This is a genomic window from Streptomyces sp. NPDC001933 (genome assembly GCF_042890955.1).
In the GTDB taxonomy this organism is placed as follows: Bacteria; Actinomycetota; Actinomycetes; order Streptomycetales; family Streptomycetaceae; genus Streptomyces.
Genome location: NZ_JBIASS010000015.1, coordinates 242,324 through 252,816 on the forward strand (window position 1 = coordinate 242,324; position 10,493 = coordinate 252,816).

Genomic DNA, 10,493 nt, shown 5'->3' on the forward strand with positions numbered 1-10,493 from the left:
GCGGGTCGGCCGAGCGACGGCACCACGGACCCGGACTGCCGTCTAGAGCGGCAGGAGGTCCGGGCGCTTCGCTTCGACGTGGTCGCCGGAGGACTCGCCGCGCAGCCGCCGGCCGATCCACGGAACCAGGTACTCGCGCGCCCAGTGGATGTCGTCGCGCCGTACTTCGAGGGTGCCGCGCTGTGCCTGCGGGGGCCATTCCTGGTCGGGGTCGGCCGGTACGTCGATGCCGAGGACCTGGGCGGCGCGCAGCGCGACCCTGGTGTGTCCCTCGGGCGACAGGTGGAGCCTGTCGTCGTCCCAGGCGCGCCGGTCCTGGACGGACCGCAGCGACCACAGGTCCAGGACCGGGCAGTCGTAGCGGTCGGCGATGGCCCGCACATGGGCGGTGTAGGTGGCGATCTTGCCGCGCAGATGGCGCAGCACGGGAACGCCACGGGTGTCGAAGCCGGTGGTGACCATGACCGTGCCGACCGCCCCGGTCAGCTCGGCGACCGCGCGCTCGAAGCGCTCGGCCACGTCGTCGGGGTCGGTGCCCGGCCGGATGATGTCGTTGCCGCCCGCGCAGAAGCTCACCAGGTCGGGTGCGAGCTCCTTGGCGCGCGGCACCTGCTCCTCGACGATCTGGTCGAGGAGGCGTCCGCGTACGGCGAGATTGGCGTACCTGAAATTGCCGTGCGCGGAGCCTTCCGTGCCCGTCGTATCGGGGTCCGGTAGCTGGTCCGCGAGAAGTACCGCGAATCGGTCCGCCCAGCCGACGAAGGTCCCGTCCGGGCCGGGGTCGCCGACTCCCTCGGTGAAGCTGTCGCCAATCGCCGCGTACGACCCGATGACGCCCTGTCGGTTGTTGACGCCACGTTGGTTTTTTCTCGAATCGTCTGCCACAAACGCTTATCCTGCACCGCCGAATGTGACCTACGCGACCGTAATAAAGGGTTGACGGGTGGTGAGATAGACCACCCGGTCAGTTTTTGGTAAAGGGGGAATAAGCAGAAGGGGCGATGCGCCGCCGCGCACCGCCCCTTCCGTGTTGCTCAGGTCATGCTCTGTCGCTCAGCTGCCCGGCCGTTCGGCTCAGACGTAGATGCCGTGCGAGGCCAGGAAGGCGATCGGGTCGATGTCCGAGCCGTACGCCGGGCCCGTGCGGACCTCGAAGTGCAGGTGCGGGCCGGTGGAGTTGCCGGTGGAGCCGGAGAGGCCGATCTGCTGACCGGCGCTCACGGCCTGGCCCACCGAGACGGAGGCGGAGGACAGGTGGCCGTACTGCGAGTAGTGGCCGTCGGCGTGCTTGACGACGACCTGGTTGCCGTACGCGCCACCCCAGCCGGCGGTGACGACGGTGCCGGAGGTGATGGACTTCACGCTGGTGCCGGAGGCGACGGGGAAGTCGATCCCGGAGTGGCTGCCGCTGGACCAGTTGGAGCCGGAGGCGCGGTAATTGGTGGTGTGGTTACCGGGGACCGGGTGGACGTAGCCGGAGCCGTTGCTCTGGGCGGCCGGGGCGGAGGCCGGGGCCTTGGACTCCGGGGCGGCGGAGGGCTTGGCCGGGGCGGACCTCTCGACGACCACCGAGGGCGCCTTCGACGGGAGGGCCGAGCCGGTGCCGGCGCCGGTGGGCGCTGCGTTGCCGGAGGCCTTGACGCCGAGGGTCAGCTTCATGCCCGGGAAGATCAGGCTGGGGTCCTCGCCGACGACCTTGCGGTTGTCCTGGTACAGCTTCTGCCAGCCGCCCTTGATCTGGTGCTCGGCGGCGATCTTCGACAGGTAGTCGCCGGAGACGACGGAGTACGTCGTGGTGGCGGCCTGCTTCTGCGCGGCCGGGGCGGCCTGCGTGGCGGCGGCCGACTGCGGCGCGGCGGCCGGGGCGGCCTGGGCACCGGTGGCACCGAGCAGCGGCAGTGCGACGACGGCGCCGCCGGCGCTCACCGCGGCGACGCCACGGGCGATGGTGCTGACCTTCGGACGACGGTGCTTACCCGATATGGGCATGGTCTGTTTCCTCTCCGGCGCCTGCGAGGTGAGCTGTCGGGTTCGGGCTGGAGATGCCCGGCCGCGCTGAGCGCGACTTCACCCCGAGCCGGCCGGATTTCTCCGGTCGGCGGCTTACCTGGTTCCCCCGCTCCTGCCACGCGATGAGTGGATGTGAATTCCGGACGGCGGCAGGATTAGGCGGTCCGACCGGATTGACGGTGACCGTAAGCGAGTCGGGACGACGAGAACAAGCCACGGGTTCCACACCGGAATCCGCGCCGGGGAAATCGGCGCGGAATTCCGGTCACACTCCGTGGATTAAGGATCTTGGCTTTCCGCGCGGCGCACGGATTACCCGACTCCCCCGTCGCCACACACCGTCACGGATATGATCCCGCTCACGAGGCACCCCCCATGTCCCTTATAAGCAGGCCATGTTCGGGCAAATACCCCTATTACGGACATATGCCGCCCATCATCCCTGTCGGAGCCTCAGCACCCGGGCGTCGAGATCACCCCGGAGTCCGGTGTGCAGCCCCTGGTGCAGCAGCGCCGAACCGTGGTGCACCGCCCCCGTGTCCAGGCAGGTGTACGTCGCCGCGGGGTCGAGTCCGCGCAGCCGCAGGACCGGTGGCCGTTCCCCGTACCGCTGCGCCTCCAGCCACATCAGGACCACGGCGTCGTCCCCGTGGACGTACTGGACCGCGCTCAGTGAGCCGCGCGGCGCACGCAGCCGGTACAGCTCACCCAGCTGCACGACCGGCCGGATCTCCTTGTAGAGGTCCACCCAGGTCCGCGCCTCCGCCAGCTCCGCCTCGCTCCACTCGGTGAGGTCCCCACCGACCCCGAGCACACCGGCCATCGCACTCACGAAACGGAAGCGCAGCGAGCTGACCCTGCCGTTGAGCTGGTCGTTCGGGCTGTCGGTGACCCAGGCGGCCATCACCCGGGCCGGGTGGATGTGCCCGAAACCCTCCTGGATGGCGAGACGGTCGAGCGGGTCGGTGTTGTCGGAGGTCCACACCTGGTCCGTACGGGACAGGATTCCCAGGTCGATCCGGCCCCCGCCGCCCGAGCAGGACTCGAACGCGACCGTGGGATGCGCGGCCCTGAGCCGGTCGATCAGCACGTACAAGGCGTCCACATGCTCGATCCAGAGTTTCTGCGGGTACTCCTCGCCCGGCCAGCCCGCGTCGGTGAAGCAGCGGTTGAAATCCCATTTCACATAGTCGACGGGAGTTTCGGTGAGCAGTGTGTCCAGCTGTTCCCAGAGATATTCCTGCACATCGGGGCGGGCCAGATTGAGCACCAGCTGGTTGCGGTACTCCGTCCGCGCCCGCCCGGGGAAGTGCTGCACCCAGTCGGGATGCGCGCGATAGAGATCACTGTCGGCATTGACCATTTCCGGCTCGACCCAGATACCGAACTGCATGCCGAGCCCGTGAACTTCGTCGGCGAGCGGCTTCAGCCCGCCGGGGAAGCGGTCCGGATTCGGTGTCCAGTCACCGAGCCCGGCCCGGTCGCTGGTCCGCTGCCCGAACCACGCGTCGTCCACGACGAACAGCTCGACGCCCATCGCCGCGGCCCGCTCGGCAAGGGCCCGCTGCTGGTCCAGCGAGATGTCGAAGCCCGTCGCCTCCCAGGAGTTGTAGAGCACCGGCCGCAGGTTCGCCGCGTCCGGGATCACATGGGCCAGCTGCCAGGCGTGCCAGGCGCGGCTCGCCCCGCCGAACCCCTCCCCGCTCCACAGACCGGCGAAGACGGGAGTGGTGTACGACTCCCCCGGCGCCAGCCGCAGCAGTCCGGAGTCGTCGTAGCCGGCGCCTCCGGTGATCTGTACGAGCCCGTCGGGCAGCCGCTGCACGGAGATCCGCCACGACCCGGACCAGCCGAGGGCGCAGCCGTACACCTCGCCGCTCTCCTCGGTCGCGGCGCCGTCGGCGTCCAGCGCGACCCAGGGCAGGAACTGGTGGCCGGTGTGGCCCCGCCTGCTGGAGATGACGCTCTCGCCGGGGATCAGCTCCGCCCGTGCGAGCCGAGATTCCGCCGCCCAGCGCCCGTGCAGCCGGCTCAGCCGCCAGCCGTCGCGGGCCGGCAGCGACCAGGCGGCCGCGTCGGCGCGCAGCAGTTCCAGCGGCGGGCCGTCCGGTCCGGCGTGGGCGACGGTGGCCCAGCGCTCCACGACGTCGGAGTCGTCCCGCATCCGGTAGTGCAGGGTCAGGGCGAGCCGGTGCACCGAGTCGGTGAAGCCGATCCGCAGCTCGTCCCCGTCCGCCTCGGCCGCGCCGAAGGCCCACTCGGTACCCCGGACCTCGGGGGTCCGCACCGAGAGGGCCGGGCGGACGAACCTGGGCCCGCCCTCCACCGGATACTCCTCCCGGCCGTCGAGGTGGGACTCGAAGGCCCTGAAGGGCAGCTCCGGTGCGGCGGCCAGCGCCTCGGCCGCCGCACGGCCGATCCTCGGCCCCCAGTGCAGATGGACGAGCTCGTCCTGCTCCGTCAGTCGCAGTGCGTAGCTGCTGCTCGCCCCGGTGAGCAGCCAGGTCCGGCCGGTTGCGTCCGTCTCGATCATCGCATCCCCACATTCGAACAGTTCCGCACATCATCGACCATCGGTCGAGTGCGGGCAACGGCCCGGTGAGGAATTGGCCGGGCGGATTCGCTGCGGGAGAACCGGAGTTCGCCCGAGTGTCGACAGGGAAAGGACGAGATGATTGCCTGAAGAATCAATGTCGTATCGTCGCGGGAGTGGCCTTGCCTGCGACTCGCGCCGGCATCAGACACTCCAGGAGTCACCGTGACGCAGCAGTTGCCGCAGATCCCGTCGACGGAACCCGAGCTGGCGGGTGTCCGCAACTTCCGCGACGTGGGCGGGCTGCCCACCGTGGACGGGCGTCGGGTGCGGCACGGGCGGCTCTTCCGCAGTGGTCACCTCGCGCACGCCACCGCCGAGGACGCCTCGTTCCTCGGTGGCCTCGGCCTGCACACGGTCTTCGACTTCCGCAACGCGGCCGACCGCCGGCTCGACGGGCTGGACGTCGAGCTGCCGGGCGTACGGAATGTCAGCATCCCGCTCTCCGACCCGGCGGACGGCTCGCAGTTCTGGCACATGGTCCGCAACGGCGATGTCGAGCAGCTGCGCTCGATTCTCGGCGACGGAAAGGGGACGGACCGGATGGTCGCCTCGTACCGCTCGATCATCCGGGACCGCACCGCCGAGCACAGCCGGGTGCTGCACGCCCTGGCCGAGGACAGCGTGCCCGCCCTGATGCACTGCGCGGCAGGCAAGGACCGGGCCGGGCTGTCGATCGCGGTGTCGCTGCTCGCCGTCGGCGTCGAGCGCGAGGCCATCGAGGCCGACTACCTGAAGTCCAACGACGCCCACCGCCGCTACAAGGTGAAGCGCAGCGACACCTCGGCGGACGGCATGTCGGCCGAGGTGATGGAACTGCTGAACCCGCTGTTCGGCGCCCATGCCGAGTACCTGGAGGCGGCGTTCGCCACCATCGAGGAGACCTGGGGCAGCACGGACCGCTACTTCTCCGAGGGTCTGAAGCTCACCCCCGCGACCCGGGACCGGCTGCGCGACCGGCTCCTGGACGAGGCACGGTAGCGGGCCCGGTCAGCCCTTGCCGGCCACCGCGAAGAGCAGGTAGAGGAAGGCCGCGACGATGTGTCCGGCGATGAGGTAGGCGAACAGCCGGATCACGACGCCGCGCGGAAACTTCCGCTCCTGGGCCTCGTAGTTCTTGCTGGACCCCAGCGGGTCGAAGTTCTCTGAATCGGACATGACGGTCCTCTCTGGCGACCGGAGGAGCCGGTCTCAGCGACGGTGGATACCGCTGCCGAGGCACAGCTCGGCGGCGGGGCTCTGCAACAGGGTGTGGACGAAGAGCAGCTCGGCACCGTCGCGGTCGACGGCCGTGATCCGGTGCGGCGTGAGCGAGTCGAAGTGCGCGCTGTCGCCGGGGGCGAGGTCGTGCACGGTCTCCCCGAGCCAGACCCTCAGGTGTCCGGCGAGCACATACAGCCATTCCTCGCCGGGGTGGACGCGCACGAGATCGCTCTGCGCGGCCTGCGGGACCCGGACGCGGAGCGCCTGCATCGCCCGGCCGGAACCGCCGGCCTGCCGGTACATCCAGCCGTCCGCCTCGGCCCCCTCGAACTTCCCGCCGCGGATGATCGCGTCACGTTCCGGGGGCTTCTCGCCGAGCAGTTCGGAGACCGTCGTACCGTAGATCCTGGCAAGACCGAGCAGCATCGGCAGCGAGGGCTGGCGACGGCCCGTTTCGAGCCGGGAGAGATGGGCGGGCGAGAGCCCGGCCCGCTGAGCGGCGGTCTCCAGGGTGAGACCACGGCTCCGGCGCAGATCGCGCAGGCGTGGTGCGACTCCGGGCAGCTCGTCGGCCGCCCCTCCGTCTGGAGGATTCATGTACCCATTGGGCCAGGAGCCTGCCTGAGAGGCAAATTTCTTGCCTCTCAGGCAAAAGTTCCGGGGTCAGCGGTTGGCGACCGCCTGCTTCACCAGTGTCCTGCCGAAGTCCCACATCAGCCCACCTCCGCTGTGTGCGTCGTCCATCACAGCGGTGAACGCCGTGACGAACCGGTCGACGTCCGCCTCGTCGATCACCAGCGGCGGAATCAGCTTGATCACTTCCAGGTGGTCCCCCGAGACCTGGGTGAGAATGCGGTGCTTCTGGAGCAGCGGCACCACCACCATCTGCGCGAAGAGACCCTTGCGGGCCGCCTGCAGCATGGTCCAGCGGCTGCGCAGCTTGAGCGAGGACGGCCGGCCGAACTCGATGCCGGTCATCAGCCCGCGCCCGCGCACCTCGTGCAGCAGCTCGTAGCGGTCGACCAGTGCGGTCAGCCGGTCGCGCAGCAGATCGCCGGTGCGGCGCGCACGGGCGACGATCTGCTCGTCCTCCATCACCGCGAGGACCGCGAGCCCGGCCGCCATCGCCTGGGCGTTGGAGCCGAAGCTCGCGGAGTGCACCAGGACCCGGTCCATCGACGAGTAGACGCGGCGGAAGATCCAGTCCTTGCCCAGGGTCGCCCCGACCGGCACGTAGCCGCCGGAGAGGGCCTTGGCGACACAGACCAGATCGGGCTCGACGCCCTCCTCGTGCTGGTACGCGTAGAAGTCGCCGGTCCGGCCGAGGCCGGTCTGCACCTCGTCGGCGATGAGCAGGGCCTTGTGCTTGTGCAGCAGCTCCTGCGCCTCCCGCAGGAAGCCGGGCGGCGCGGCGTGGACGCCCTTGCCCTGGATCGGCTCGACGACCAGGGCCGCCACGTCGCCGCGCTTCAGCTCGCGCCGCAGGGCGTCGAGATCGCCGAGCGGGATGGCGGTGTCCGGCAGCAGGGGCGCGAAGCCGTCCCGGAAGCCGTCCTCCCCGTTGACCGAGAGGGAGCCGGTCGTCAGCCCGTGGAAGGCGTGGGTGCAGTAGAGGATCCTGGGCCTGCCGGTGGCATAGCGGGCGAACTTCAGGGCCGTCTCGACCGCTTCCGTGCCGCTGTTGCCGAAGAAGACCCGGTCCAGGTGCGGGCTGTGCGCGAGCAGCTTCTCGGCCAGCAGTCCGGGCAGCGGCTGGCAGTCGAAGCGGGTGAGGTCGGCCAGCGAGGCGTCCAGGACGTCGTGCAGGGCCTTGCGTACGACGGGATGGTGCCGGCCAAGGCCCATCACCCCGAATCCGGCGAGCATGTCGAGGTAGTCGTTGCCGTCCGCGTCCCAGAAGTGTGCGCCCTCGGCCCGTTCGTAGACCTTGTCGAAGCCGATGGTGTGGAGCATCCGGGGCAGCTGGTGGTTGAGGTACTTGGTGTGCAGCTCGTAGCGCTCGGCGCCGCGCTCGGCGAGGAGCCGCGCCAGGTCGAAGCCCTTGGGCCCGTCGTCCTTCATTCCGCGCTCTCCTCGGTCCTCGTCGCCGCCTCCCTGGCGGCCAGTGCGGCGCTGATCCGGCCGGCGATCTCGACCGGGGTGAGCCCGATGTCGGCCAGCACCTCGGCACGCTTGCCGTGCGCGAGGAACTGCTCGGGGATGCCGAACGTGCGCAGCGGTACGTCGACCCCGGCGTCCCGCAGCGCCTGCCCCACCGCCGAGCCGACGCCCCCGGCCCGGCTGTTGTCCTCGACGACGGCGACCAGCCGGTGCCGGGCGGCGAGCGGCGGCAGTTCCCCGTCGACCGGTTTGACCCAGCGCGGGTCGACGACGGTGCAGCGGATACCGGCCCCGGCCAGCAGATCGGCGGCCTTCAGACAGACCGGGGCGAGTACGCCGACGGCCACGAGCAGTACGTCGGGGTCGTCCGCCCGGTGCAGCACGTCCATACCGCCGATCCGGCCGACCGCCGGGAGCGGCTCCCCCACCGACTCCTTGGGGAACCGGATCACGGTGGGGGCGTCGTCGACGGCGACGGCCTCGCGGAGCTGGGCGCGCAGTTCGCCGGCGTCGCGCGGGGCGGCGATCCGCAGCCCGGGGACGACCTGGAGGACGGACATGTCCCACATGCCGTTGTGCGAGGGCCCGTCGGGTCCGGTGACTCCGGCCCGGTCGAGGACGAAGGTCACCCCGCACCGGTGCAGCGCGACGTCCATCAGGAGCTGGTCGAAGGCCCGGTTGAGGAAGGTGGCGTAGACGGCGACGACCGGGTGCAGGCCGCCGGTGGCCAGTCCGGCCGCGGACACGGCGGCATGCTGCTCGGCGATGCCGACGTCCCAGACCCGGTCGGGGAAGGCCTCGGCGAACTTCGTCAGCCCGACGGGGTGCAGCATCGCCGCCGTGATGGCCACGACGTCCGGCCGTTCCGCTCCGATCGCGGCGATCTCGTCCCCGAACACCGAGGTCCAGGAGGGCCCGCCGGCGGGGGCGAGCGGTGCGCAGGTCAGCGGGTCCATCGCACCGACGGCGTGGAAGCGGTCGGCGTCGTCCAGGAGCGCGGGCGGGTAGCCGCGGCCCTTCTCGGTGAGGCAGTGCACCAGCACCGGGCCGTGGAAGCGTTTCGCCCGGTGCAGGGCGGATTCGACGGCCGCGATGTCATGGCCGTCGATGGGTCCGACGTACTTGAGCCCGAGGTCCTCGAACATGCCCTGCGGGGCGAAGGCGTCCTTGAACCCCTTCTTCGCGCCGTGCAGCGACTCGTAGAGCGGCTGTCCGATGACGGGCGTCTGCCGGAGCACGTCCTTGCCCCAGGAGAGGAAGCGCTCGTAGCCGTCGGTGGTACGGAGGGTGGCGAGGTGGTTGGCGAGGCCGCCGATCGTGGGGCCGTAGGAGCGCTCGTTGTCGTTCACCACGATGATCAGCGGGCGGTCCTTGGCGGCGGCGATGTTGTTCAGTGCCTCCCAGGCCATCCCGCCGGTGAGGGCGCCGTCCCCGATGACGGCCACGACGTGGTCGCTCCGCCCCAGCACCTGATGGGCCTTGGCGATGCCGTCGGCCCAGCCGAGCACGGTCGAGGCGTGCGAGTTCTCGATGACGTCGTGCGCGGACTCCTCGCGGGACGGGTAACCGGACAGGCCTCCCTTGCCGCGCAGCTTGGAGAAGTCCTGCCGCCCGGTGAGCAGTTTGTGCACATAGCTCTGGTGCCCGGTGTCCCAGAGGATGCGGTCGGCGGGCGAGTCGAAGGCCCGGTGCAGGGCGATCGAGAGCTCCACCACCCCGAGGTTGGGCCCCAGATGACCGCCGGACCGGGCCACCGCCTGGATGAGGAACCGCCTGATGTCCTGGGCGAGTTCGTCGAGTTGCGCTTCGTTCAGCGCCTTGAGATCGTGCGGCCCCCGGATGCTCTCCAGAATCGTCACGCTCGGGCCCCCTCTCTGGTTCTGTTTCAGCTCACGGTGACGGCGGGAGCCCCCGACGGCTTCCCCGCCCCGTCCATGGACTCGGCGATCTTCAGGGCTTCCTCGATGAGCGTCTCGACGATCTTCGACTCGGGCACCGTCTTGATGACCTCGCCCTTCACGAAGATCTGCCCCTTGCCGTTGCCGGACGCGACACCCAGGTCCGCCTCACGGGCCTCGCCCGGACCGTTGACGACACAGCCCATCACGGCCACCCGCAACGGCACCTCCATGCCCTCAAGACCGGCACTGACCTGGTCCGCGAGCTTGTACACATCCACCTGCGCGCGCCCGCACGACGGGCACGACACGATCTCCAGCCGCCGCTGCTTCAGGTTCAGCGACTCCAGGATCTGGATACCGACCTTGACCTCCTCGGCCGGCGGCGCCGACAACGACACCCGGATCGTGTCCCCGATCCCCTCCGACAGCAGCGCACCGAACGCCACCGCCGACTTGATCGTCCCCTGGAACGCCGGACCCGCCTCCGTCACACCCAGATGCAGCGGATAGTCACAACGAGCCGCCAGCTGACGGTACGCGTTGACCATCACCACCGGGTCGTTGTGCTTCACCGAGATCTTGATGTCACAAAAACCGTGCTCCTCGAAGAGCGACGCCTCCCACAACGCCGACTCCACCAACGCCTCCGGCGTCGCCTTCCCGTACTTCGCCAGCAGCCGCGCGTC

At 70.1% G+C, this 10,493-nt stretch carries 9 protein-coding genes and 1 riboswitch; of the genes, 1 reads left to right on the forward strand and 8 read right to left on the reverse strand.

Annotated elements, in window-relative coordinates; all coding sequences use genetic code 11:
- Positions 1-42: 42 nt before the first annotated feature.
- The 3 genes from ACFYY7_RS31560 to ACFYY7_RS31570 all read right to left on the reverse strand — a co-directional run bounded on the left by ACFYY7_RS31560 (position 43) and on the right by ACFYY7_RS31570 (position 4,543).
- Entirely contained in the window at positions 43-885 is an 843-nt protein-coding gene (locus ACFYY7_RS31560) for an SGNH/GDSL hydrolase family protein (protein ID WP_351265939.1), read from the reverse strand.
- Positions 886-1,074: 189 nt separating this feature from the next.
- The gene (locus ACFYY7_RS31565; RefSeq protein ID WP_388667159.1) at positions 1,075-1,989 is read right to left on the reverse strand and encodes a peptidoglycan DD-metalloendopeptidase family protein; all 915 of its coding nucleotides are present in this window, start codon (positions 1,987-1,989) and stop codon (positions 1,075-1,077) included.
- A 3-nt stretch (positions 1,990-1,992) separates the two neighbouring features.
- A riboswitch (cyclic di-AMP (ydaO/yuaA leader) is annotated at positions 1,993-2,149 on the reverse strand.
- Between the two features lie 297 nt (positions 2,150-2,446).
- Positions 2,447-4,543, reverse strand: coding sequence for an alpha-galactosidase (locus ACFYY7_RS31570; RefSeq protein ID WP_388667161.1), 2,097 nt, complete (start codon positions 4,541-4,543; stop codon positions 2,447-2,449).
- Between the two features lie 225 nt (positions 4,544-4,768).
- On the opposite strand from ACFYY7_RS31570, the gene ACFYY7_RS31575 reads away from it, so the two are divergent.
- The gene (locus tag ACFYY7_RS31575; protein ID WP_388667164.1) at positions 4,769-5,584 is read left to right on the forward strand and encodes a tyrosine-protein phosphatase; all 816 of its coding nucleotides are present in this window, start codon (positions 4,769-4,771) and stop codon (positions 5,582-5,584) included.
- A gap of 9 nt (positions 5,585-5,593) precedes the next feature.
- Here ACFYY7_RS31575 and ACFYY7_RS31580 read toward each other — a convergent pair whose 3' ends face one another.
- From ACFYY7_RS31580 to ACFYY7_RS31600, 5 genes are all read right to left on the reverse strand, one after another.
- A complete protein-coding gene (locus ACFYY7_RS31580) occupies positions 5,594-5,761 on the reverse strand; it encodes a DUF6126 family protein (RefSeq protein ID WP_376314470.1) in 168 nt (55 codons plus the stop codon).
- A 33-nt stretch (positions 5,762-5,794) separates the two neighbouring features.
- Complete coding sequence (locus ACFYY7_RS31585) at positions 5,795-6,403, reverse strand: helix-turn-helix domain-containing protein (RefSeq protein ID WP_388667169.1); 609 nt, start codon at positions 6,401-6,403, stop codon at positions 5,795-5,797.
- Positions 6,404-6,469: 66 nt separating this feature from the next.
- Positions 6,470-7,867: an aspartate aminotransferase family protein gene (locus tag ACFYY7_RS31590; RefSeq protein ID WP_388667171.1), complete on the reverse strand. Its 1,398-nt coding sequence runs from the start codon at positions 7,865-7,867 to the stop codon at positions 6,470-6,472.
- Positions 7,864-9,765, reverse strand: a complete 1,902-nt coding sequence (gene dxs, locus ACFYY7_RS31595) for a 1-deoxy-D-xylulose-5-phosphate synthase (RefSeq protein ID WP_388667174.1) — start codon at positions 9,763-9,765, stop codon at positions 7,864-7,866. Before dxs ends, ACFYY7_RS31590 begins: the two co-directional genes overlap by 4 nt.
- A gap of 26 nt (positions 9,766-9,791) precedes the next feature.
- A partial coding sequence (locus ACFYY7_RS31600; protein WP_388667177.1) for a flavodoxin-dependent (E)-4-hydroxy-3-methylbut-2-enyl-diphosphate synthase occupies positions 9,792-10,493 on the reverse strand: 702 nt, incomplete at its 5' end.

Excerpts from the sequence above, each read along its gene's own strand:
- ACFYY7_RS31590 (WP_388667171.1), bottom strand. The coding sequence starts at position 7,867 with ATGAAGGACGACGGGCCCAAGGGCTTCGACCTGGCGCGGCTCCTCGCC.
- ACFYY7_RS31570 (WP_388667161.1), bottom strand. The coding sequence starts at position 4,543 with ATGATCGAGACGGACGCAACCGGCCGGACCTGGCTGCTCACCGGGGCG.
- ACFYY7_RS31580 (WP_376314470.1), bottom strand. The coding sequence starts at position 5,761 with ATGTCCGATTCAGAGAACTTCGACCCGCTGGGGTCCAGCAAGAACTAC.
- ACFYY7_RS31565 (WP_388667159.1), bottom strand. The coding sequence starts at position 1,989 with ATGCCCATATCGGGTAAGCACCGTCGTCCGAAGGTCAGCACCATCGCC.
- ACFYY7_RS31585 (WP_388667169.1), bottom strand. The coding sequence starts at position 6,403 with ATGAATCCTCCAGACGGAGGGGCGGCCGACGAGCTGCCCGGAGTCGCA.